This is a genomic window from Chryseobacterium sp. DZ-32 (assembly GCF_059587025.1).
On sequence record NZ_JCAIOM010000006.1, the window covers coordinates 260,332 to 283,859 of the forward strand.

At 35.9% G+C, this 23,528-nt stretch carries 19 protein-coding genes; 9 read left to right on the forward strand and 10 right to left on the reverse strand.

Annotation, left to right across the window (positions count from 1 at the left end):
• Positions 1-270: 270 nt before the first annotated feature.
• Positions 271-657 carry a helix-turn-helix transcriptional regulator gene (locus AC59HC_RS09105; RefSeq protein ID WP_110008116.1) on the reverse strand — a complete coding sequence of 129 codons (387 nt, stop codon included), beginning with the start codon at positions 655-657 and terminating at the stop codon, positions 271-273.
• 284 nt (positions 658-941) lie between these two features.
• Positions 942-2,834: a molecular chaperone HtpG gene (gene htpG, locus AC59HC_RS09110; RefSeq protein ID WP_496558474.1), complete on the reverse strand. Its 1,893-nt coding sequence runs from the start codon at positions 2,832-2,834 to the stop codon at positions 942-944.
• Positions 2,835-2,986: 152 nt separating this feature from the next.
• Between htpG and AC59HC_RS09115 the strand changes: the two genes are divergently transcribed.
• The gene (locus AC59HC_RS09115; RefSeq protein WP_496558471.1) at positions 2,987-5,881 is read left to right on the forward strand and encodes an alpha/beta hydrolase family protein; all 2,895 of its coding nucleotides are present in this window, start codon (positions 2,987-2,989) and stop codon (positions 5,879-5,881) included.
• A 141-nt stretch (positions 5,882-6,022) separates the two neighbouring features.
• The gene (locus AC59HC_RS09120; protein WP_496558472.1) at positions 6,023-7,456 is read left to right on the forward strand and encodes a hypothetical protein; all 1,434 of its coding nucleotides are present in this window, start codon (positions 6,023-6,025) and stop codon (positions 7,454-7,456) included.
• 268 nt (positions 7,457-7,724) lie between these two features.
• On the opposite strand, the gene recA is transcribed toward AC59HC_RS09120, so the two are convergent.
• Positions 7,725-8,726: a recombinase RecA gene (gene recA, locus AC59HC_RS09125; protein ID WP_062676286.1), complete on the reverse strand. Its 1,002-nt coding sequence runs from the start codon at positions 8,724-8,726 to the stop codon at positions 7,725-7,727.
• Between the two features lie 471 nt (positions 8,727-9,197).
• Positions 9,198-10,388, reverse strand: a complete 1,191-nt coding sequence (locus AC59HC_RS09130) for an oxygenase MpaB family protein (RefSeq protein WP_496558473.1) — start codon at positions 10,386-10,388, stop codon at positions 9,198-9,200.
• A 201-nt stretch (positions 10,389-10,589) separates the two neighbouring features.
• Here AC59HC_RS09130 and AC59HC_RS09135 point away from each other — a divergent pair, with 201 nt between their 5' ends.
• A complete protein-coding gene (locus tag AC59HC_RS09135) occupies positions 10,590-11,999 on the forward strand; it encodes a hypothetical protein (RefSeq protein ID WP_429812701.1) in 1,410 nt (469 codons plus the stop codon).
• A gap of 121 nt (positions 12,000-12,120) precedes the next feature.
• On the opposite strand, the gene gap is transcribed toward AC59HC_RS09135, so the two are convergent.
• From gap to AC59HC_RS09155, 4 genes are all read right to left on the reverse strand, one after another.
• Entirely contained in the window at positions 12,121-13,125 is a 1,005-nt protein-coding gene (gene gap, locus AC59HC_RS09140; protein WP_110008110.1) for a type I glyceraldehyde-3-phosphate dehydrogenase, read from the reverse strand.
• Positions 13,126-13,157: 32 nt separating this feature from the next.
• Positions 13,158-14,144: a 6-phosphofructokinase gene (pfkA, locus tag AC59HC_RS09145; RefSeq protein ID WP_120232866.1), complete on the reverse strand. Its 987-nt coding sequence runs from the start codon at positions 14,142-14,144 to the stop codon at positions 13,158-13,160.
• 83 nt (positions 14,145-14,227) lie between these two features.
• Positions 14,228-15,106, reverse strand: coding sequence for a DUF4846 domain-containing protein (locus tag AC59HC_RS09150; RefSeq protein ID WP_202841320.1), 879 nt, complete (start codon positions 15,104-15,106; stop codon positions 14,228-14,230).
• Positions 15,107-15,168: 62 nt separating this feature from the next.
• Positions 15,169-15,519, reverse strand: a complete 351-nt coding sequence (locus AC59HC_RS09155; protein ID WP_411413456.1) for a winged helix-turn-helix transcriptional regulator — start codon at positions 15,517-15,519, stop codon at positions 15,169-15,171.
• Positions 15,520-15,613: 94 nt separating this feature from the next.
• On the opposite strand from AC59HC_RS09155, the gene AC59HC_RS09160 reads away from it, so the two are divergent.
• Positions 15,614-16,414, forward strand: coding sequence for a DNA alkylation repair protein (locus AC59HC_RS09160; protein WP_429812708.1), 801 nt, complete (start codon positions 15,614-15,616; stop codon positions 16,412-16,414).
• 323 nt (positions 16,415-16,737) lie between these two features.
• On the opposite strand, the gene AC59HC_RS09165 is transcribed toward AC59HC_RS09160, so the two are convergent.
• Both AC59HC_RS09165 and AC59HC_RS09170 read right to left on the reverse strand, forming a co-directional pair.
• On the reverse strand, positions 16,738-17,496 hold the full coding sequence (locus AC59HC_RS09165; RefSeq protein ID WP_482399607.1) for a TIGR03915 family putative DNA repair protein: 759 nt from the start codon (positions 17,494-17,496) through the stop codon (positions 16,738-16,740).
• A 151-nt stretch (positions 17,497-17,647) separates the two neighbouring features.
• Positions 17,648-18,907, reverse strand: a complete 1,260-nt coding sequence (locus AC59HC_RS09170) for a putative DNA modification/repair radical SAM protein (protein WP_280213827.1) — start codon at positions 18,905-18,907, stop codon at positions 17,648-17,650.
• 156 nt (positions 18,908-19,063) lie between these two features.
• On the opposite strand from AC59HC_RS09170, the gene AC59HC_RS09175 reads away from it, so the two are divergent.
• The 5 genes from AC59HC_RS09175 (at position 19,064) to sucC (ending at position 23,434) form a co-directional block, all read left to right on the forward strand.
• Positions 19,064-20,392, forward strand: a complete 1,329-nt coding sequence (locus tag AC59HC_RS09175; RefSeq protein ID WP_202841309.1) for a hydroxymethylglutaryl-CoA reductase, degradative — start codon at positions 19,064-19,066, stop codon at positions 20,390-20,392.
• The gene (locus tag AC59HC_RS09180; protein WP_181397917.1) at positions 20,392-20,559 is read left to right on the forward strand and encodes a hypothetical protein; all 168 of its coding nucleotides are present in this window, start codon (positions 20,392-20,394) and stop codon (positions 20,557-20,559) included. The genes AC59HC_RS09175 and AC59HC_RS09180 overlap by 1 nt, the downstream gene beginning before the upstream one ends.
• Positions 20,559-21,647 (forward strand): hypothetical protein, encoded by a 1,089-nt coding sequence (locus tag AC59HC_RS09185; RefSeq protein ID WP_343641426.1) that lies wholly within the window; start codon positions 20,559-20,561, stop codon positions 21,645-21,647. Before AC59HC_RS09180 ends, AC59HC_RS09185 begins: the two co-directional genes overlap by 1 nt.
• 1 nt (position 21,648) lies before the next feature.
• Complete coding sequence (locus AC59HC_RS09190; protein ID WP_202841306.1) at positions 21,649-22,035, forward strand: DUF423 domain-containing protein; 387 nt, start codon at positions 21,649-21,651, stop codon at positions 22,033-22,035.
• Between the two features lie 208 nt (positions 22,036-22,243).
• Positions 22,244-23,434 (forward strand): ADP-forming succinate--CoA ligase subunit beta, encoded by a 1,191-nt coding sequence (sucC, locus tag AC59HC_RS09195; protein WP_062676270.1) that lies wholly within the window; start codon positions 22,244-22,246, stop codon positions 23,432-23,434.
• Positions 23,435-23,528: the final 94 nt, after the last annotated feature.

Sequence of the window (23,528 nt, forward strand, 5' to 3'; positions counted from 1 at the left end):
TTTTAATGCAAAGTTTCTATTTATAAACTCTAATATTTTTAAGGGAGCAAAGAAGAAATCAATTTCATTGATTCTTTCTAAGCAAACGTATCATTCATCATAAAGCTTCATCAGTGACAAAGTCGCAACTCTTCGCTTCCTGAAATAAAACATAAGGATCATCAATCCTTGGCGTTAAAAAAGCGTTCACCTCAAAAACCTCCGTAAAAAAATGTCACTCCATACATTAATATGAAGTGACATCAATATTTTCTACAGTTTGAAACTGTATTATTTTCTTCCTCTTGGGAGATCTTTTAGTTCTTCTTTCAGCTTTTCGTTCTCCTCTTTTAATAGAGCAATATAGTTTTGAAGGTTTTTAATGATGTCGCCAGGGATATTATCATAATTATTTTGGTTACTGATAACTCCTGCAGATCTATCATTAAATACAGGATGATCATTATTAACAACTACTGTAGCTTCCTCTTCTTCATAAATGTCCTCAATGGGTACATCCAGAAAACGGGCAAGTTTATCCCACTCATCTTTTACGATCCTCACATCACCGCTTTCTTTTCTGCTGTAATTAGATACATCTGTTGCGATAAAATCAGCTACCTGTTGTTGAGTATAACCTTTTTGCTTTCTGATGAGACGTAATTTTTCTTTTTGCATGACCGACATTTTATACAAAAATGGCAAAAAAGGAGAAGCTATACAATAAAAAGTAGAAAAAAATAGGTGCTAAAGAATAAAATTAAAGATAAAATGAAACTAAATTTAAAAACAGAAGGGTTATCTGATTTAATTGTTGAAAATTTTCTTTCAGAATAACTTCTGATAAGAGAAAGATTTAAACCTTACAGGTTTCTAAAAACTGTAAGGTTTGGATTATCTATTTACAATTTATACTTTTTAAACAAAAAAGACTGCTTCAAAATGAAACAGTCTCTTGTAAATTATTTTTCAAGCTGCTTATAGCTTCTCTGTATAAAATCTGTCAGGTCTTTTCCTTTCAGTAAGTTTTGTGAAAGCTTGGCAAGATCAAGAGCATATTTGATTAAGCTTTCTTTTTCTTCAGCATTCTCAGTCTTTAAGATCTGGCTGGAAAGCTCACTGTTGGAGTTCACCACAAGATTATACATCTCCGGGAAACCTCCCATTCCGAACATACCGCCTCCGCCTGTAGCCTGCATTTCCTTCATTCTTCTCATGAATTCAGGCTGGGTAATCGTGAACGGAGCATCATTGCTGTCAAGATCTTCAAGCTGTACCGTAAATTTAGAATCCTGAATAGCTTCTTCTACATTCTTTTTCAATGATTCTTTTTCCGTTTCATTCAATTTTGAAATTACCGGCTCGTCTTTTTTGATAAGGTTATTAACATGATCAGCATCTACTCTTGCAAATGAAATATTTTCTTTTGAAGTTTCCAGTTTCTGGATCACGTGTGAAATGATAGGAGAATCCAATAACAGAACTTCATATCCTTTATCTTTGGCAGACTGGATGTAGCTGTGCTGCTCATCAGCATTGGTAGCATACAGGATAACCAGTTTGTTGTCTTTATCAGTTTGTATTGGCTTGATTTTCTCTACCAGTTCATCCCAAAGGAAATATTTGCCATCTGTGGTAGGATACAATGTGAATTTGTCTGCTTTTTCAGCAAATTTTTCTTCTGTAATGATTCCGTATTCGATTACAACCTTGATATCATTCCATTTTTTCTCATAATCTTCACGGTTTTCGTTAATTAAAGAAGCCATTTTGTCGGCAACTTTTTTCGTGATATACGATGAAATTTTCTTTACAGCACCGTCTGCCTGAAGATAAGAACGGGAAACGTTCAATGGGATATCTGGAGAATCAATTACACCTCTTAATAACATCAGGAAATCCGGAACGATTCCTTTTACTTCATCCGTTACAAATACCTGGTTTTGATATAACTGAATTTTATCTTTGTCGATATTCAGATTATTGCTCAATTTCGGGAAAAATAAAATTCCGGTAAGGTTGAAAGGATAATCAACATTCAGGTGGATGTTGAATAACGGTTCTTCAAACTGCATTGGGTACAGTTCATGATAGAACTTCATATAATCCTCGTTGGTCAGTTCACTTGGAGCGATGGTCCATGCCGGAACCGGATTATTGATAATATTGTCTACTTCTTCTGTTTCAGCTACGGCATCCTCAGGAGCATCTTCCGGTAAAGGGAGTGTATGGGTTTTCGTTCCGAATTTGATCGGAACAGGCATAAATTTGTTATACTTTAATAGCAGTTCACGGATTTTTCCTTCTTCCAGAAACTCTACAGAATCTTCAGCAATATGAAGGATGATTTCCGTTCCTCTGTCTGTTTTATCAGTAGTTTCTTCAAGGGTGAATTCCGGGCTTCCGTCGCAGATCCAACGTACTGCCGGCTCATCTTTATAAGATTTTGTAAGGATTTCCACCTTTTCAGCCACCATGAACGCAGAATAGAATCCAAGACCGAAATGTCCGATAATGCCGGAATCTTTTGCAGAATCCTTGTATTTTTCCAAAAACTCTTCAGCACCTGAAAAAGCGACCTGGTTGATATATTTTTCAACTTCTTCGCCGGTCATACCAATTCCCTGGTCGATGATGCGTAATGTTTTCTGGTCTTTATCAATTTTAACTTCAAGTTTTGGATTTCCATATTCCACTTTTGCCTCACCAATGCTTGTCAGGTGTTTTAATTTTAAAGTAGCATCCGTTGCATTGGAGATCAATTCTCTCAAGAATATTTCGTGGTCACTGTAAAGAAATTTTTTAATAAGCGGGAAAATGTTTTCCACAGATACATTAATATTTCCTTTAGTCATCATATTTTAGATTTTTAATTTAAAATTCTTTCTCAAAAAAAATACCATGCAGGAGAAAGTGACAGAATGTCATTTTTTCAAATTGAAAAGATCTTGTTATATGGATTTGTCAAAGAAATGCCTTACTTTTAAATCTTAAAATATTTTTAAAAATGAAGTTGAAATGTACAGTTTTTATGCTGCTCATCATGACCTTCTGGGTATATGGGCAGAAGAAGCCTTTAAACCATTCTGTTTACGACAGCTGGCAAAATATCGGATCAAGAAAAATCTCAAATGATGGAAAGTGGATTGCCTATTCGGTAGATGCTCAGGAAGGAAATTCTGACCTTTCTTTATATTCCGTTAAAAATAAGACAACAAAGAAGTTTGCAAGAGCGGCAAAAGTGGATTTTACCAATGATTCCAGGTTTGCTGTTTTTCAGATCCGACCGCAGTATAAAGATATAAAAGCGGTAAAAGATAAAAAACTGAAGAAAAATAAATTAACAAAAGACAGCCTTGCCATTGTTGATTTTTTTAATGATAAAACAGAGAAAATTCCGAATGTAAAATCATTTAAAATTCCCGAAAAAGCAGGTTCTTACGTTGCTTATCTTCTTGAAAATATAAAAGATAAATCTTCTGATGATGCTTCCGACAAAGAAGATGGGGAAGAAAATAAAGAGGAAGAAAAAAATGTAAAACCATTACAGCTTGTGGTGAAAAACCTTTTGGATGGAAAAAGTACAACATATGATAATGTCATACGCTACGAGTTCAGTAAAAACGGGAAGCAGCTTGTTTTTGTGACTAAGAAGCCGGACGAAAAGAAAGATAAAAAAGAAGGAAAGGATTCAACAGATGAAAAATCTTCGGATAAAAAAGATACAGACAAGTCTAAACCCAAGAAATATGCATTGCAAACCGTGCAGGTAGTTGATCTGCAAAAAGGAACCGTCAATACAATTTCTGAAATGGAGGGAGACTTTTCACAATTGTCTTTTGACGAAGAAGGAAATCAGCTGGCTTATGTAGGAACTTCTTCTGCACAGAATGATCTGGTGAAGTTGTATCAGCTATATTACTTTAATTTTAAAGGAAACAAAAAAGCAATTGTTACCAATGAGAATGCACAGATGAAGAGAAACTGGGTAATTTCCGAAAACCGGTTGCCGCTGTTTAGTAAAAATGGGAAACAGTTGTATTTCGGTGTTGCTCCGAAGCCAATTGCAAAAGATACTGCCATGATTGCAAATGATCATGCCGTTGTGGATATCTGGAATTATAAGGACGATTATCTGCAAACGGTACAGCTAAAAGAGTTGAAAAATGATCTGAAAAAATCCTACGCTGCAGTTATGCAAACGGAAAAACCGGATTTCTTCACCAATATTGACGGAGAAGATTTGGATACTTTACGACTGGTGAACGAAGGAAATGCAGAATTTGCGCTGGGAATTACCAGTATCAATAACCGGATTTCTTCACAATGGGAAGGGGCAACAAAGAAGACCTATTTTCTGATTGACAATAAAACAGGAGAGAGAACCGAAATTATTAAAAACCTCAATGGAGCAGCGGCTGTATCTCCGCTGGGAAAATTTGTTGTGATCTTTGACAGAGAAAAAGGGAAATGGCTGAGCTATAATGTGAAGACAAAACAAACCCTGCCATTGAATACAGGTCTACCTGTTTCCTTCGTTGATGAAGAATTTGATATGCCGGATTTTCCAAATTCTTATGGTATTGCATCCTGGACAGATAATGATGAATCTGTAATTATCAGAGACCGTTACGATCTTTGGGAATTTTTCCTGAACAGTTCAAAAAAGCCGAGAAATATGACCAATGGATTCGGACGTAAGCATAAAATAACATTTGATACCTATGATCTGGATAAGGATAATAAAAGCTTAAACAGAAAATCAGTCATTTATTTATCCGCATTTGATAATACATCCAAGGCCAACGGAATTTTTAAAACATCTGTTCAGTCAAACGCTGATCCGGTAAAGATTCAGGTGGAAAATGTATGGGGATACAGAACCCTTCAAAAAGCAAAAAAAGCTGAGGAATATATTCTGGTAAAAGAATCATACACGGATTCTCCCAATATTTTTGCAACATCAGATTTTTCAGAACAACAAAAACTGAGCAATACCAATCCTCAGCAAAATCAATATAACTGGGGAACAAACGAATTGGTAAACTGGACAACACCAAAAGGAAATACTTCTACAGGAGTGTTATACAAACCGGAAAACTTTGATCCGAATAAAAAATATCCGATGATTGTTTATTTCTACGAAAAACTGTCAGACAATTTAAACCGTTATGTTGCACCAGCTCCAACGCCTTCAAGATTAAATATTTCTTATTTTGTGAGCAACGGATATCTGGTTTTCACACCTGATATTTCATATACAGATGGTTTCCCTGGAGAATCTGCGATGGAATACATTAATTCCGGAGTTGAAAAGTTAAAGCAAAATGCATGGGTAGACGGTGCAAAAATAGGAATTCAGGGACAAAGCTGGGGAGGTTATCAGGTTGCTTATCTTATTGCTCATACCAATATGTATGCAGCTGCATGGAGTGGAGCACCCGTTGTCAACATGACCTCTGCCTATGGAGGAATCCGATGGACTTCAGGAATGAACAGGCAGTTCCAGTATGAAAAATCACAAAGCAGATTGGGCAAAAACTTATGGGAAGCACCGGATCTTTATATTAAAAATTCACCGCTTTTTACCATTGATAAAGTACAGACTCCGGTAGTTATTATGAGTAATGATAAAGATGGAGCTGTGCCATGGTATCAGGGGATTGAAATGTTTACAGCATTACGCCGCCTTGGAAAACCGGTATGGCTTCTGAATTATAATGGAGATGATCATAACCTTATGAAACGTCAGAACAGAAAAGATATTCAAATCCGCGAACAACAGTTTTTTGATTATTATCTTAAAGGTGCTAAAGCTCCGGTCTGGATGACAAAAGGAATCCCGGCAACCCAAAAAGGAAAGGATTGGGGATTTGAACTGACAGATGATAAACCTAATTAACAAAATTCCGGCGGAGCCTTTGGCTCCGCCGGAATTTTTCATTATAAAAGCAATAAGGAGCACACTGACACAATGGCATTTTTTTTATGATGGGTCTGTTGAGCACTTTTATTATATTTACCGCCAATTATAAATAACAGTATGGGAATCTTTGATTTTTTTAAGAAGAAAAATAACAGTCAGGAAAATGTAAGTACTTCGGTTCAGGAAATGGAAATGCCGGAAGAAAAAATAGTAGAGGAAGTGGTGGAAGAAGTTGTGGAAACAATACCGGAAATCCCTTCACAGCCGGTAGAAGAACCAAAAGTAAATGAAGAATATGAAAAAATCAGGATCTATAATGATTATATCGTGTATTCTATAGCCCTTCAGCTAAGAGGTGAGTATACACCGCTTTCTGCTTTTGAAAAAGAAAATGGCGGGGTAGAAGGCTTTGCATATATGGTTACTGAAGATGCTTATGCGCTTTCTCCACAACAGGCGATTGCACAGATGGAAGAAAAGTTTGAAAGTGAGCTTCAGGAAGGGAAGATTAAATCTTATATGATACTATATCATTCTCAGTTTGATCATAACGGTAATCACACTCCGGCTATTCAGGAAGGGGAATTTAAGGGAATTTCACTTGCTTATCACTTTGCCGGTGATGAAAAGAAGAAAACAGGATTGCCTTATATTTTCGAAAACCAAAATATTACGTATAAAGGTTTTGCAGAGTTTTCTCATGAAGAAAATAATGCGATCATGAACCATCAGTTGATTGAGGGACAAAATTATTTCCAGAATACAGTAGGGATTGCGGCTCCTGAAACCACTAATGAAGCTGGGATAATTATCAGAAAATCCAATGTTCATAATCTTGTGAATACATGGAGTGGCGTTTTTGGACATCAGAACTTTCAGACTAAAGATTACGGGCAGTATCTTAGCGCAGTTTTAATGCAGTCCACTGTTTCTGATCCGACAGGAGAGGCCAGAAATAAAACTGAATTTGAGGATGTAAGATTTAAAACCATTGTTACAGATGAATTGAGTACTATAATTCCGGAAGTAAAAACGGATTATACTCTGGATTTTGAAACCAGATCAATCAGAGAATGGGAAAATGCATTGAATTTACAGGCAATTGTAGCAGGACCTGCCAGAGATACTTTTGGTGTTTGGTTTTTTGCAACAGATTATGCTGAAAACAGAAATACCTACATGACTCAGCCTCATCTGAAGGTGAATGTCAGCGGAATTGTTTTCATCCTTGATGTTCAAACCAATACTGATTTACCGGATGGAACCAAAATGAGTGAGGATTTTACTACCTATGCACCAAGTCAGGACCTGCCTAATTATGCATGTTTCGATTTTATTGGTCAGGTAGTAGACTTTAAAGAAACAGAATTGCTTGAAGATAGAAGTGTTAAAGGATATATTTTGAAGTTGAAATTGATCACGAATGAAGAGAATGAAGATTTCTTCACCATTGATGCTTTTGTGAACAAAGAGAACATGAGAATGGAAACGCTTACAAAAGGAATGAAAGTGACCGGAGCACTTCAGCTGCAGGGTAAAATTGCTGAATAATTTTTAAAAAATATAAAATCTCAAAGAGGTTGTTCTACGGAATGACCTCTTTTTTATTTTCTGACCCTTCATTTATTTAAACGCATCGTTGATGGAGCTTTGTGGTAAATGATGCATTTGCTTAGTAAGAATCAATGAAATTGATTCAGCTCTTTGCTCCCTTAAAAATATTACAGCATACAGATGAAACCTTTGCGTTAGAAAAATCTTTACTTTAAAAACAGAAAAAGGCAATCCGAAGACTGCCTTTTCTATATTTTCTGAAAAATTATTTGTTTTTCATTTCTTCCTTAATCTTAGCTTCCAATTCTTCAGCAAGATCCGGATTATCTCTTAAAACATCTTTTACAGCATCACGTCCCTGACCCAATTTAGTCTCTTCGTAGCTGAACCATGATCCGCTTTTCTTCACAATTCCCATATCTACAGCGGTATCAAGAATTTCTCCTACTTTAGAAACACCTTCACCATACATGATGTCGAATTCTGCCTGCTTGAATGGAGGTGCTACTTTGTTTTTCACAATCTTCACTTTCACACGGCTACCGATTGCTTCATCACCTTGTTTGATAGGAGCACTTGCTTTTCTGATATCAATTCTTACAGAAGCGTAAAACTTCAGTGCATTACCTCCGGTAGTGGTTTCAGGGTTCCCGAACATGACACCGATCTTTTCTCTCAACTGGTTGATGAAAATCACGGTACATTTTGTTCTTGAAATCGTAGCGGTAAGCTTTCTTAATGCCTGAGACATTAATCTTGCATGAAGACCCATTTTGGAATCTCCCATTTCACCTTCGATTTCTGCTTTTGGAGTAAGAGCTGCCACAGAGTCAATAACAACGATATCAATAGCTCCTGAACGGATCAAATTATCTGCAATTTCTAAAGCCTGCTCACCGTTGTCCGGCTGAGAAATGATCAGGTTTTCAAGATCAATTCCTAATTTCGCAGCATACGTTCTGTCGAAAGCGTGCTCTGCATCAATGAATGCTGCAATACCACCTGCTTTTTGAGCCTCAGCAATAGCGTGAAGGGTCAACGTTGTTTTACCTGAAGATTCAGGACCATATATTTCAATGATTCTTCCTTTTGGATATCCGCCTATACCTAGGGCAATATCCAAACCTAAAGAACCGGAAGGAATTACTTCTATGGTATTGTCTATAGATTCATCACCTAAAGTCATTACCGTTCCCTTTCCATATGTTTTATCTAGCTTGTCAAGCACTAAAGCGAGTGCTTTTTTCTTATCATCAATGTTACTCATCTCTATTAAAATAATTTCTCAAAAATACATAATTTATAGATCAAAAGCTAATATTATTTGTTTCTGAAAGCTGTTTTAAGAGTTAAAAAATGATAAAATTTTATTACTGATCTCATTCATAACGAAGCAGATGCGGAATGCTGTATCTAAAGTATTTTTTTTATGCTTATTACTTTATTAAGATGAGTTTTTTTTGCTGGAAATTGCAAAGGCGCCATTCTTTTAATATAGATTATGCTTTAAGGCGCAAGGATTTTATCTCCGATAAAATTGAGTAGTATATGTATTTTTTACCCCACGTGGATTTTGCAGATAACGCAGATATTAATGAAAACCTGTATCATCGTTGATTGCAAGAATTTTACTTGAAATTATATATTCCGTGCTGAAAATCTTCGATTTTCTTGCGTACTAAAAAACTTTTGCAATGTCTTGAAATTTTTGCGCCTTTGCGAGTTCCAACAATTGATTTTAATGAAAATTTGAATTTTTAGTGATGGCAAGATAATCTTCCAGTACTTTCATCTGATCTTTGTTTCCTCTTTTTATTCTGGCATTGCGGCTTATAAGGCTGTCATAAATTGTGTTGAAAAGTATTTTCGATTTTGGAAACAGATTTCTGTAAGGAACTTCCGGAATTTGTAATCTTTTACACACTTCGTCATCCAACAAAAACCATGTACAGCAGATGTGCAGATATCTTAAGTTTTTTCTCTGAAATTCAAATTTTAAAATAGGATTTTCGAGAGATTCATCCAGCAGAGAATGAGCCAGAAGAACAGAATCTTTATCAGAAGGCGGCTGAACGGAAGTCCATAAATAAAAATATTCCGTTGCCTGTTTCTTATCATCGGGAAGAAGCTGCTTCGGAATTCCCAAAAGGTAACCCACGTATTTCCAAAGATGGAAAATTCCCTGTTCTTCTTCAACAGAAAAACGATTTCCCAGCTTTTTAAGACTATGAAGGAATACCAGACTAAACCCGATATACGTTGCCATCATGTCCCATGAATTGATAGGCTCTCCCCAATTTTCAGTGTTCCAGTCTTTATAATGTTTTTTAATGGAAAGCCTTGCGTAAGAATGAATCAAACGGGTTTTTATGGCAAATTCATATCCTTTTGCATGGATTTCCAATGCGTTGTACCGGGTAGCATTCACCCAAAAGTCCAATGTTTCAGAAAGCCTTTTCACAGCTCCTTTCTTCAAAGCTTCTGTAACAATTAAAGGTTTGTTGAGGTAGGCATAATCATAACCACCAATCAGACAGTAATCCCTTAATGAAATTAATGAATCAAGATTGCTTCTCATGCAGAGTTCAGCTCCGCTTTTGAGCAGGTTATAATCCAGCCAGTCCGGAACTTTTTGAGTTTGGCTGAACATTTTTTTTATACTTTCAGGAACATCATCAGTTTCTGAAACTCCATTTCTGATGTAAAGTTCAATTTCCCTGGAAGCCTCATGAAATTTTTTAGTGAAATAAATATCTTTTACCACCTCGTCACCGATCTCATCCGTATGATGAAAATAGGGAGCAAATTTTTCAAATTTTTCAAAACTCACTTCTGCCCCGGAAAATTCTATAAGCTGCTTTCCGTTGCCATGTTCCCAAAATTTCCTGAAATGGGGAGCGTCTTTAAAACGGGGTTGTATCATGTTCATTCCTTTCCCTATAAAAATACAAGTTTTATGCTGAAATATTTTGGTGAGATTTGTCAGGAAGCGGCATCAATTAAAAATTCTTTTTGATTTCGATTTTTTAAGCTTAAAAATTACCCTTTTGGGTTATTTCAGATCATAATAAGCCATTGTAGCTTTATATAAAATTAATAACTAAAGGGTTAATCTAAAAAATATATAATCATGAAAACAAAAATTGTATTACTGTTTCTGCTCGGTTGGGTGGGGATGGCTTTTGGACAAAATTGTTCGGTTTCTTCTACCGAAAAAAATGGAAATTCTCTAGAAATATTTATTAAACCGTTTAATAAGGATAATTATCCTGCTGGATTTAAATTAAAAAAAGGAAGTACTATAAAATTTGTTATTAGTAATGTTAATCCTTTAAAAGTAATAGGTAGTAATATAGAAGCTAAAGGTGAAAATTTTCAATTTGAAATTCCAAAGTCGATAAGTGATAGTTTTATAGGAAATGAAGAGAAAAGTGAAGAAAATAAGAATAAAGGAAGAAATCCTGCTTCAAGTTCTTTTAATCCTAAGGAAGATTTTATTGCTGAATATCAGGTTTTAATAGAAAAAGCATCCAATATAGAGAGAAAAGCAAATCTAAATAATATTTTGGTTGAATTACTTGGAGATAATAACTTTATAAAGAATGTTGATTCAGTTAAAGCTCTTGCAAAAAAAATATATGAAAACACATATGAAATAGATACTCCTATAGAAAAAGACATATTGGAATTACAGAAATCATATTTGGAATTGAAAAAACTTTATAAAGATGTTAATTCAAGAACCGATAATATTTCTTTGTTAGGTACAATTAGTGTTAATGGTTCTAAAGCAAAAATTAATGATGTAAAGGTAAGTTCTACTAATGTTATGTTTGAAGAAGAAATGAACTCTGCAAAAAATATTATCGATATAGTTAATGAAGAAAAGAAAAAAAATGAAATAATAAATAAAGCGTTTGTGGGGAGAAAAACATATGAAACTATAAAAAATGATGATTTCGTTACATTTACTAAGGCAACTCAATTAACAGATGATGAAATAGTGATAACTCCTGTTCTTTTAGGAAAAGATAATAAAGAGTTAGAGAAATTTGAGCCTATAAAAATTACAACATTTGGTGGAGTAAAAGTTAATTTCAGTACTGGTTATATGTTAAGTTTTATAGGAGATGATAATTATCTTTTAAAATATAGTAGTGATGGTAAAAGTAGTGGTGTTTACGAAAATGAAAAAAATAGTATTACACATGCAGTTGGAGTTTTAGCTCATGTATTTTGGGATTTTGGAAAAACGGCAATGTTTGGTATTTCATCGGGAATTAGTATTAATACGGATGCTAAACTCAATTTTTATGCTGGACCTTCTGTTGCATTTTTAGAAAAGAACAGACTTGTTTTTACAGGAGGCCTTTCTTTTGTAAATGTAAAAAAACTTAATAGAAATAATTTAGATGCTAATGATAATTTTATTAATCCTAATTATTTAGATGTTTCCTATTCTGAAATGTATAAACCAGCTATTTTCTTTGCTGTAACTTATAATTTATTTTCTAATGGCAATGACAATACAAAAAAATAAATCTCAACAAACTTTTAAACAATTGGAAAGGAAAAGTACTAAATGACAAATATAGTATTTATAAAAAAACCTTCCCATCGGGAAGGTTTTATATTACTTATTGCTTATCGCTCATTATTGATTATAAAGAAGCAGCGTGTACAAGCATATCTACTAACTTGTTAGAGTAACCCATTTCGTTGTCATACCAGGAAACAAGTTTCACGAAGTTAGGAGAAAGCATGATACCAGCATCTTTGTCGAAGATAGAAGTTCTCTTATCTCCTACGAAGTCCTGAGATACTACTGCATCTTCAGTATATCCTAGGATACCTTTCAATTCACCTTCAGAAGCAGCTTTGATAACTGAACAGATTTCTTCATAAGAAGCCGCTTTTTCAATTCTCACTGTTAAATCTACTACAGAAACGTCAACAGTTGGTACTCTGAAAGACATACCTGTTAATTTTCCGTTTAGTGAAGGGATTACTTTTCCTACTGCTTTAGCAGCACCAGTAGAAGAAGGGATGATGTTATTCAGAGCAGCTCTACCACCTCTCCAGTCTTTCATTGAAGGACCGTCAACAGTTTTCTGAGTAGCTGTTGTAGCGTGTACAGTAGTCATCAAACCTTCTACGATTCCGAAGTTATCGTGGATTACTTTAGCTAAAGGAGCTAAACAGTTTGTAGTACAAGAAGCATTTGATAAGATTTTGATATCATCAGTAAGCTCTTTGTGGTTTACCCCCATTACGAACATTGGGGTGTCATCTTTAGAAGGAGCAGAAAGGATTACTTTCTTAGCACCTGCAGCAAGGTGTTTTGCAGCGCTGTCTTTATCAAGGAATAAACCGGTAGATTCTACTACGTAATCAGCACCGATTTCATTCCATTTTAGGTTACTTGGATCTTTTTCAGCAGTTACTCTGATTTTTTTCCCGTTTACTACAAGATCATTTCCTTCTACAGAAACTTCACCTGGGAAAATACCATGTACAGAGTCATATTTTAACATGTAAGCCATGTATTCTGCATTGATTAGGTCATTGATTCCTACAACTTCAATGTTGTCTCTTTCAGTCATTGCTCTGAAAACAAGACGTCCAATTCTACCAAAACCGTTGATACCTACTTTAATTGTTGACATAATAGTTTGTTTTTATTAGATTATAAAAATAATTAGATTGCTAAAATTTCTGAAATCAGTAAAAGGTCTTTATTGATTTCATTATGTTTTTTAATGGCTTCTTCAATTGGCGTATACGTCAGATCGTTGGAACGCATTCCTGCCATTACATTGGTTTGTCCTTCCATTAATCCGGTTACGGCTCCATAGCCCAGTCGGCTTGCCAAAACTCTGTCTGCACAGCTTGGAGAACCACCTCTCTGCATATGTCCCAAAATCGCTACACGAATGTCATAATCAGGGAAGGTCTGTTTGGTTTTTTCTGCAAGTTCATACACATTGGCTAGTTTTTCACCTTCTGCAACCACCACAATGCTTGATGCCTTTCCGGTTTTTTCCGCATCCCTGAATTTCGTGAAAAGCTCATCAATACTGTCTTTTTTCTCAGGAATTAAAATATCCAAAGCTCCTGTTGCCAATCCACTGTTTAAAGCAATAAAACCAGCATCACGACCCATTACTTCCACAAAGAAAACCCTGTTGTGGGAAGTTGCCGTGTCACGGATTTTGTCAATGGCATCCATTGCCGTATTCAATGCAGTGTCGTATCCGATCGTATTATCAGTTCCGAAAATATCGTTGTCGATCGTTCCCGGGATACCGATTACTCTGATTCCGAACTCTTCATTAAAGATTTTGGCACCGGTAAATGTTCCGTCACCTCCGATACATACCAATCCGTCAATTCCCAGCTTTATACAGTTGTCGTAAGCTTTCTGACGGCCTTCTTTAGTTCTGAACTCAGCAGATCTGGCAGATTTTAGAATGGTTCCACCCTGGTTGATTATATTTTTTACGGAACGGGCTCCCATTTTCAGGAAATCATTATTGATAAGGCCGTTGTAACCTTCCCTCACTCCGTAGCATTCGATATTATAGTAATTGGCGGTTCTTACTACCGCTCTTAACGCCGCATTCATACCCGGAGAGTCACCTCCTGAAGTAAGAACTGCAATTTTTTTTACAGCACTCTCTTTCATCAAGTAAAAAATTTCGAAAACAAATTTACAAAAACAAGTTCAGATTATCGTAGTAAGTTTCCAATAGTTTTGAATATAAATTATTAAAAGCTTCTGAAGTTTGTAGGTTTAAAAAAATATCGTGCAGTTTTGGTCTCCTCAGCATGGATGTCAAGGTCATACCAGGGCGTAAAATAGGGATTAAACGGATTTGAAAGTACATGAACTGATTGCGCCGGGGTGAATCCTTCACTTAATAAGAATAATCTTTTTCCTTCCTTATTCCGGCAGACACCGGAAATAAAAACAATGTGTCCGGGACTTCCCGGTGTGATTAAAATATCTCCTGTTTTCAGATCTGAATTTTTATTGACCGGTTTTGTTTCTTTATTTAATGAAATCGTTCCTGAATAATTAAAAATGACATCCAGATAATTTCTGAAACTTTGATAAGAATCATCAAAAGACGCAGCTCTTCTGAAGTTGACAGAATTTCCGCTGACAAAAGCTCTCGTTCCGTTTTTATAATCATTCCAGCTGAAAAGATCACCGCTTGTAAAATGAAATTTAATTTCGTTAAATTTTTTTGCCTTATAAAGATATTCAGCTCTCATTCGGATGACTGCATCAGCACATTGCTGAAGATCCTTATTTCCGGTATCAATATCAAAAACCGCTTCATGAAGATGCTGGGTAGAAATAGGTGTCCCGTCATATTTTACAATCTGGCTGCCGTAAGGTTTGAGTTTGAAATTCTCAATGAAATGCCCGAAAGAGCCAGGTTTTTCTTCCATCCACTCATACCCTTCCGGAGGTGAAAATCTTTGCCTGATGGTATTTTTACCTTTATTGATTTTTAAAGCATTTTCAGCAATTAAATGCTCATTTTTATCTGGTTCAGGTAATAAACGGTCTGATATTTTTTCTTTTGTACAGCCTATGTAAATGAGAATAACAATGATTCCTGTGATAACTTTTTTCATGCGTTTTAGTGAACACAAATATCATTTTTTTTCACCTATCCGCCAATATCTTATTTGAAAATTTATCGGTTCAACGACTCCTCTTTTCCAGGAATCAACAATTTACCCCAATCATTCAGCTGCCAGAGGATCTTCACAAGTTTTTCCCCAAGTTCTGTCAAGGTATATTCAACCCTTGGAGGTAGTTCATTAAAGGATTGTTTTGTTAAAATGCCATCATCTACCATTTCAGTCAGCTGCTGATTCAAAACCCTGCGGTCCACTTTTGCAATCCCGCGTAAAAACTCACTGGGACGTTTTTTGCCTTCATTAATCTGCCAGACAATGGGAATTTTCCATTTTCCACTGATAGTATTGACAGCAACTTCCAACGGACATATTTTATTTTCTTCAGCTCTTCCCTTTGTTTCCATAAAATTGACTTTTTTATCCCTATGTGGTAAAAATGTGCGGTATTGTTTTTCTCCGCCCACTTTCAGACTTTTGTAAAGGTAATCATTAAATAGTATGACAGAAAAACGAAAAGGAGCCCGCTCCATCAAAGATATTCCAGCGGATATTCTGGATCAGCTGAACAGAGGAGAAATTGAAACCGCCAATCTTACGGAATGGCTGGCTGTAGATCAAAGATTGCTGTTGGAAAATCTGCTTTTACAGAATGATCGTAAGGAATATTTGACACCCGTTTTAGAAAATGTAAACCAGCTGAAAAAGCAAACTGTCAATACCATTAATGAAGCAATTGGTGTTGGGCTTCTTAATCTGGCTTTGAAAAATAAGGATGACGAATTTCTTTTTAAATTGTCAGTTCATCCCGCAGATTTGGTACGGTGCTGGGCAGCTTATACGATTGGAAGAAACAACGATTTAAAACTCAGAGAAAAATTAGAAAAAATTCAGCCTTTCGCTTTTGACTCTCATTTTGGGGTAAGGGAAATCTGCTGGATGACAGTGCGTCCGGATATTTCCAGAAACCTGGAAGAAAGTGTATCCATATTATCAACGTGGACCATACATGACAATGAGAACGTAAGACGTTTTGCCAGTGAATCTACAAGACCGAGAGGGGTATGGTGTGAACATATCGATGCTTTAAAACAAAATCCGGGACTCGGACTGGAAATTCTGGAACCTTTACGATCAGATTCCTCCAGATATGTACAGGACAGCGTAGGCAACTGGCTGAATGATGCCAGCAAATCACAACCCGAATTTGTAGTGGAAATCTGTGATGAATGGCTTCGGGAAAGTCCGACAAAAGAAACGCAGTATATTGTAAAAAAAGCGTTACGGACCATCAGAAAGTGAGAGTTATCCACAAACTGGAAATGTTGATTTAGTTTTTGAATCTGTAGGTCACAGATTTACATGGGTTTATAATATATTTTTATATTCCTTTACTTCCTGGAACTGGCTTTATTTCCTCCATTTTTATAAGAAAATTGATGTTGAACTATTTTCAATGTTAACGGTATGTTAACTCAAAAAAGTTATCCACAATATGGGTTTTCTATTAATGTGGATTCTATCTTCCGTAAAATGAAGAGATTAAAAAATATGGGTCAAAAAATAATTTGAAATCGCAGCTTTTATCATCCAAATAAAAAGTTATCCACAATATGGAATTACGGCTACCATTTTTCAGTCAGATATTTCCAGTATCTTTTGGGAACATGCTGAATATGGAGTTTCATGTTTTTTCTTTCCACGATATTGGTTTTTGTGAAATATCGCTGCCAGAGTATCTGATAATTGTTTTCTTCATCATGAAATTTCTGCTGATAATTATGGAGATTAATTTTTTCATCAGGATAGAAAAACTCACAATCGTTCAGATCATACAGAAGTCCATAGTTTCTCCGGAGATCGTAGATCATCCATTTCTGATCCTGGTATCGGTCGTGAAAATGTTTTCTGATTAAAGGAAGAACATTGAAGTCAGGATCTATTTTGGAGAAAAAAACACCATCCTGCATTTTTTCGAATCGGACAAAAGCCGTCATTCTGTGTCTTTCCCGGTCTACTGATTTACAGATTTTTGAAATTTTTAAAACATCATTATCGGCAAAGTTTTCAAGAATATTATTTTCTGGATTCTTCACTGACTGTCTTACCGCAGATAAAATAAGGCTTTCCAGCTCCGGATCTTCCGATAAAAAAACTTTTAAAAGTTTGTAAACGCCCTGTTTTCCAATATTCTGTTCTAATTTATTCAAAACCCTTTCAGATTTATCTGTTTGGGTAATGACTTCGTGAATCTCAGCAAAAATATTTTCCTGATGAAACCTTTCCCTGCTTATAATTTCTACATCTTTATAACGATATTCGAAAACTTCAAATACTGCTGTGAAAAGACCGTCAAAACTTCCATCGTAGAGTAGAGTTGTCATGTGTTGAATTAAAATTTGTGTGTGCTTGTCATTCTGAACGAAATAAAATGAAGTGAAGAATCTAGAGATTCTTCCTTCGTCAGAATGACAGTCGTGTTGTATTATAAATTAGTGTCCATTTGTGAAAATATGGTGTCATTTGTGTTTAAAATCAAAACAAAGTCAGCTGTTGCGAAAACTGGTTATGAAATTTGGATGAGCTTCCGCCTATGAGCAGCTTTCTGAAGTTTTTATCCGTTAAGTATTTCAGGTAGGCATTCCCAGCATTAAAATCGATGAAATATTTTGCCCGGTTGACAGCCGCTCCGAGTTTTTTCAAATGATCCATCGTTAAAATCTGAAAACGTCTTGCACTCACAATTTTCTGCGCTGTTTTCACTCCGATTCCGGGAATTCTTAAAATCATCCGGTATTCGGCAGTCTGGAGATTCACCGGGAACTGATCCAGATTCCGTAATGCCCAGCTTAATTTCGGATCCATTTCCAGATCAAGAAAAGGAACATTGGGATCTAAAATTTCTTCTGCTTTAAAACCATAAAATCTCATCAGCCAGTCCGACTGATACAGTCGGTTTTCCCTAAGCATAGGGACTTCTGTGGTTAAAGAGGGCAGTCTTTGATCTTCCAGAACCGGAACATATCCGGAATAATACACCCTTTTCAGATTAAAATTTTTATAAAAATGATCGGCCACTTTGATGATCTGTAAGTCATTTTCATTGGTTGCTCCCACAATCATTTGTGTAGACTGTCCGGCCGGAGCAAACTTCGGAACCTTCTTAAGGATTTTCTTTTCATCTTTATATTGAATGATGCCTTTTTGAATATACCGCATCGGGCTGATCATATCCTGTCTGTTTTTTTCAGGCGCCAATAATTTTAATCCACTCTCCGTAGGAATTTCAATATTAACGGATAAACGGTCTGCATACAACGCAGCTTCCTGCATCAGATCATCACTTGCTCCCGGAATAGATTTCAAATGAATATATCCGTTAAAATTTTCTTCCAGGCGCAGCTTTTTGGCAACTCTTACCAGTCTTTCCATTGTGGTATCTGCGTTTTTAAAAATTCCTGAGCTTAGAAATAACCCTTCAATATAATTCCTGCGGTAAAAATTGATGGTAAGGTCTACCACTTCTTCTACTGTAAAAGCAGCTCTTTTGATATCATTGGAACTTCTGGAAACGCAGTAAGCACAATCATAAATACAGTGATTGGTCAATAAGATTTTAAGCAGAGAAACACATCTTCCGTCTTCTGTATAGGTATGACAGATCCCGCTTGCAGAACTATCTCCCAATGCTCCTTTTTTATTTTTTCTTGTACCTCCGCTTGATGAACAGGAAACATCATATTTCGCTGCATCAGCAAGGATTTCAAGCTTTTCTTTAAGACGGTCAAAATTCATATTTAAAATGATTTGATATGTTTTGTATCTGAATTGTAATTTAATATTGTTCAAAATTAGTTCCAAAATTGATAAAAGTCAACCTTTTTTCATGTAAGTTATCCACAAAAAAGAGTCTCAAAATCATTATATTTACGGCTCATTAAAGTTTATATCATGAATCATAAACCAATCGAAGGTTTTTCCAAGCTTCCAAAGCAGGGGAAAATCGAATGGCTCGTAAACGAATATCTTGAAGGAAACCAGGAATATCAAAATATATTAAAACAATACTGGAATGATGATGCAGATCTTCAGAAGCTTCACGAAGAGTTTTCTGAAAATACCATCTCCAATTTTTATATGCCGTACGGAATTGCTCCGAACTTTTTAATCGATGGAAAACTGTTGGCGCTTCCAATGGCAGTTGAAGAAAGTTCAGTAGTAGCGGCTGCTTCCAAAGCTGCCAAATTCTGGATCGATAAAGGAGGTTTTAAAACAACCATTATCAACACTGAAAAGCTAGGGCACACCCACTTTATTTTTAATGTAGAACCCCATAAATTATTGCATTTCTTTAATTTCAGTTTAAAGAAAAAATTATTTGAAGCTACAGAAGATATCACTGCGAATATGAGAAAACGCGGCGGAGGTATTTTAAACATCAGCCTGGTGGATAAAACAGCAGAAATGCCGAATTATTACCAGTTGAAAGCAAGCTTTGATACTGTGGATTCAATGGGAGCGAACTTTATCAACTCATGTCTTGAGCAGTTTGGAAAAACTTTGAGACAGGAAGTTGCTACCAGCGAAGATTTTACTCAGGAAGAAAAGAATTCACTACAGATTGTGATGAATATTCTTTCCAACTTTACCCCTGACTGTATTGTGAGAGCTGAGGTTTCATGTAAAATGGAAGATTTAAAAGATGACAGTGGAATTTCTCCGGAAGAATTTGCTTCTAAATTCAAGCAGGCCGTTACCATTGCAGAAATAGAACCTTACCGTGCGACTACTCATAATAAAGGAGTAATGAATGGAGTAGATGCCGTTGTAATTGCTACCGGAAATGACTTCAGAGCTACGGAAGCCTGTGCACATGCTTATGCTGCGAGAGATGGCCAATACAGATCTTTAACACACTGTACAACAGATAACGGAATCTTCAGATTCTGGATTGATCTTCCTATTTCTGTTGGAGTTGTGGGAGGACTTACCAATCTTCACCCTTTGGTAAAATTCTCACTGGCACTTCTTGGGAAACCTTCCGCACAAGAGCTGATGAGCATCATGGCAGTTTCAGGACTTGCACAAAACTTTGGGGCTTTACGCTCTCTGGTGACCACAGGAATCCAGAAAGGACATATGAAGATGCACTTATTGAATATTCTGAACCAATTGGGCGCTACTGAAGAAGAAAAACAGCACTTTGTAACGTATTTTAAAGATAAGACGGTGAGCCACCATGAGGTGATCAATGAATTTAACAGAATGAGAGGAAACTAATGCTACAGATCATTTTGCCTATCGTATTCCTTCTTTTTGGATTCTTTCTGAAGAAAACAAACAATGAAGGTTTCAGAAGTTCCAAAAAATTCGCCAATATGTTTATCATACTGGGGATTTCTACACTGGTTGCCAAGTTCATTTTAATGTACTTAAAATCAAAATAGTGAAAAAGGGTATTGTATTTTTCTTACTGATTTCCGGGTTAAGTTTTTCACAGCAGCAAAAAGTGAAAGTCAGCAATCTGCAGCCTAAAACTGAAGATACCGTTTTTCCGGTTGTTTCCTATCCTGAAAATCCACGGGTAGAAAATAAAATCAATACATTTCTGCAGGTGGATCAGCTGGAATATGTTCCCGGATCTGGCGGAAACCCTTTTAAACTGGCATCTACAGCAACCAATTCCTATTCCAACTATCTTTATTTTTATAGTTGGGATAAAATTGAAACTCCTGAAAATATCCTGAGCATTGCCATAGACGGCGAAGCTTCAGGTGCTTATCCGGAAGGGTTTTTAATCTGGAAAAACTTTGATCTGAGAACAGGAAATTTTATCAATGCTGAAGATTTATTTCAACCTAATTCCGTGAAAATGGTTGAAAGTATCATTCAGAAAAGAGTAAAGAAAAGAATTGCCGACTTTCTGGTCAAGCTGAAAGCAGAAAAAAATCCATCTGAGGAAACTGAAGATCAGATTGCAATGTATGAAGACTGTTTTACAGAACATACTTTAGAAGATATCAGATATTTCTTTGTAAAAGATAAACTGACATTTATTGCCGGAAGATGTTCCAACCATGCCATGAGAGCTCTGGATGATCTTGACAGCCATGAAATAGAATTTTCTTTTAAGGAATTGGAAAAATACTGGAGTCCTTACGCGAGAAATTTAATCTCAGGTTCTGAAAAAACAGAAAAAACCAGTTTCAGAAATAAGCTGTACAAAGGGAAAATAGATGGGAAATATCCTGTCACTGTTTTTATCAGCCGTTTATATAAAGGAGAAAGAGAAAACGATACAAGCTCCTTTACTGCATTGTATTGGTATGATAAAAATAAAAAGCTGATCCCATGGGACGGTAAAATGAAAGGAAATCATATTTCCATTATTGAGAATGATCATTATGATGAAGCTGCGGGCAAATGGATCCCAAGAGCTTTTGTAGAAGCAGATATGAATGGAAATACAATTTCAGGAACCTGGCAGGATGATAAAACAAAAAAATATTTAACCCTAGAATTAGAAGAGTTATAAAATGAAAACAATCACATTAATTTTTGGAGCAGTTTACGGAATGGTTTCTGTAATCCTGGGTGCTTTCGGAGCACACGCTTTAAAGAAAATATTAGCTGTGGAAAGACTGGAAAGTTTTGAAACAGGAGTAAGATATCAGATGTATGCAGCTTTTTTCCTGTTGATCATCGGGTATATCTTAAAATTCGAAACATCTGCTGAAAAATGGACTTCCATTTTAATGATTGCAGGAACATTTTTATTCTCAGTAAGCATCTATTTCTTAAGTATGCAGGATTATTGGGGAATGAATCTTAAATTCTTAGGCCCTATCACTCCGCTTGGAGGTCTGATGATGATCTTGAGCTGGGGAATGCTGATCTTATATTTTGCCAAAAACAGAATTTAGGAAATAAAAATTAACAGAAGAAGACGGCTCATACGAACATTCAACCTGTTCAATCTGAGAAATTAGCGAAAGAATAAGGGAAAACAGGAAGATATGTTAAAAATCAAGTCAGCCAGACTTTAATTTTTAAGTCAATAAACTTGAACTTCCGTGTCTTTTTAGTAAATTTGTCAACCTTTAAATATTAAAATAAAATAATAAAAATAATATGAATCTTCACGAGTATCAATCAAAAGAGATTTTATCAAAGTATGGAGTAGCTATCCAACGTGGTTTCGTTGCAAACAATGTAGATGAAGCTGTAGCTGCTGCTGAAAAACTAACTGCTGAAACTGGCGCTCAAGGGTGGGTAGTAAAAGCTCAGATCCACGCAGGTGGTCGTGGTAAAGGCGGTGGTGTAAAGTTCTCTCCAAACATGGATAAGCTTAAAGAAAACGCTCAGAACATCATCGGAATGCAGTTGATTACTCCACAAACTTCTGCTGAAGGTAAAAAAGTAAATTCTGTTTTGGTTGCAGAGGATGTATATTATCCAGGTGAGTCAGAAACTAAAGAATTTTATGTTTCTATTCTATTAGACAGAGCTGAAGGTAAAAATACAATCGTATATTCTACTGAAGGTGGTATGGATATTGAGCACGTTGCTGAAGTAACTCCTCATTTGATCCACAAAGAAATCATTGATCCTGCTTTAGGTCTTCAGGGATTCCAGGCTAGAAAAATTGCTTTCAACCTAGGTCTTGAAGGAAATGCTTTCAAAGAATTTGTAAAATTCATCGGTTCTCTTTATAATGCTTACACAGGTATTGATGCATCTCTTTTCGAAATCAACCCTGTATTAAAAACTTCCGATAACAAAATTATCGCTGTAGATGCTAAAGTAACTTTAGATGACAACTCATTGTTCCGTCACAAAGACTTAGCTGAACTGAGAGATACAAGAGAAGAAGATCCAATGGATGTAGAAGCTGGTGAAGCAGGTCTTAACTTCGTAAAACTTGATGGTAACGTTGCTTGTATGGTAAACGGAGCTGGTCTTGCAATGGCGACTATGGATATCATCAAATTATCTGGTGGTAACCCTGCAAACTTCCTTGATGTAGGTGGTACTGCAGATGCTCAGAGAGTACAGACTGCTTTCGGAATCATCTTAAGAGATCCAAACGTAAAAGCTATTTTGATCAACATCTTCGGAGGTATCGTAAGATGTGACAGAGTTGCTCAGGGGGTTGTAGATGCTTACAAAGCTATGGGTAGCCTTCCGGTTCCATTGATCGTAAGATTACAGGGAACTAACGCTGTAGAAGCTAAAAAATTAATTGACGAGTCTGGTCTTCCGGTACACTCTGCAATTACTTTAGAAGAAGCTGCAAACAAAGTAAAAGAAGTTTTAGCGTAATCTAAAATTTTTGAATATGACTAGTCCTGAAAAAGGTTGACTAGTTTAATATTTCAAATATACTTAAATCAGAGTAGGAATTTTCCTATTCTGA

Bases quoted from the DNA above. Each gene is read 5' to 3' on its own strand.
- AC59HC_RS09105 (WP_110008116.1), bottom strand. From the start codon at position 657: ATGCAAAAAGAAAAATTACGTCTCATCAGAAAGCAAAAAGGTTATACT.
- htpG (WP_496558474.1), bottom strand. From the start codon at position 2,834: ATGACTAAAGGAAATATTAATGTATCTGTGGAAAACATTTTCCCGCTT.
- AC59HC_RS09115 (WP_496558471.1), top strand. From the start codon at position 2,987: ATGAAGTTGAAATGTACAGTTTTTATGCTGCTCATCATGACCTTCTGG.
- AC59HC_RS09120 (WP_496558472.1), top strand. From the start codon at position 6,023: ATGGGAATCTTTGATTTTTTTAAGAAGAAAAATAACAGTCAGGAAAAT.
- recA (WP_062676286.1), bottom strand. From the start codon at position 8,726: ATGAGTAACATTGATGATAAGAAAAAAGCACTCGCTTTAGTGCTTGAC.
- AC59HC_RS09130 (WP_496558473.1), bottom strand. From the start codon at position 10,388: ATGAACATGATACAACCCCGTTTTAAAGACGCTCCCCATTTCAGGAAA.
- AC59HC_RS09135 (WP_429812701.1), top strand. From the start codon at position 10,590: ATGAAAACAAAAATTGTATTACTGTTTCTGCTCGGTTGGGTGGGGATG.
- gap (WP_110008110.1), bottom strand. From the start codon at position 13,125: ATGTCAACAATTAAAGTAGGTATCAACGGTTTTGGTAGAATTGGACGT.
- pfkA (WP_120232866.1), bottom strand. From the start codon at position 14,144: ATGAAAGAGAGTGCTGTAAAAAAAATTGCAGTTCTTACTTCAGGAGGT.
- AC59HC_RS09150 (WP_202841320.1), bottom strand. From the start codon at position 15,106: ATGAAAAAAGTTATCACAGGAATCATTGTTATTCTCATTTACATAGGC.
- AC59HC_RS09155 (WP_411413456.1), bottom strand. From the start codon at position 15,519: ATGGAAACAAAGGGAAGAGCTGAAGAAAATAAAATATGTCCGTTGGAA.
- AC59HC_RS09160 (WP_429812708.1), top strand. From the start codon at position 15,614: ATGACAGAAAAACGAAAAGGAGCCCGCTCCATCAAAGATATTCCAGCG.
- AC59HC_RS09165 (WP_482399607.1), bottom strand. From the start codon at position 17,496: ATGACAACTCTACTCTACGATGGAAGTTTTGACGGTCTTTTCACAGCA.
- AC59HC_RS09170 (WP_280213827.1), bottom strand. From the start codon at position 18,907: ATGAATTTTGACCGTCTTAAAGAAAAGCTTGAAATCCTTGCTGATGCA.
- AC59HC_RS09175 (WP_202841309.1), top strand. From the start codon at position 19,064: ATGAATCATAAACCAATCGAAGGTTTTTCCAAGCTTCCAAAGCAGGGG.
- AC59HC_RS09180 (WP_181397917.1), top strand. From the start codon at position 20,392: ATGCTACAGATCATTTTGCCTATCGTATTCCTTCTTTTTGGATTCTTT.
- AC59HC_RS09190 (WP_202841306.1), top strand. From the start codon at position 21,649: ATGAAAACAATCACATTAATTTTTGGAGCAGTTTACGGAATGGTTTCT.
- sucC (WP_062676270.1), top strand. From the start codon at position 22,244: ATGAATCTTCACGAGTATCAATCAAAAGAGATTTTATCAAAGTATGGA.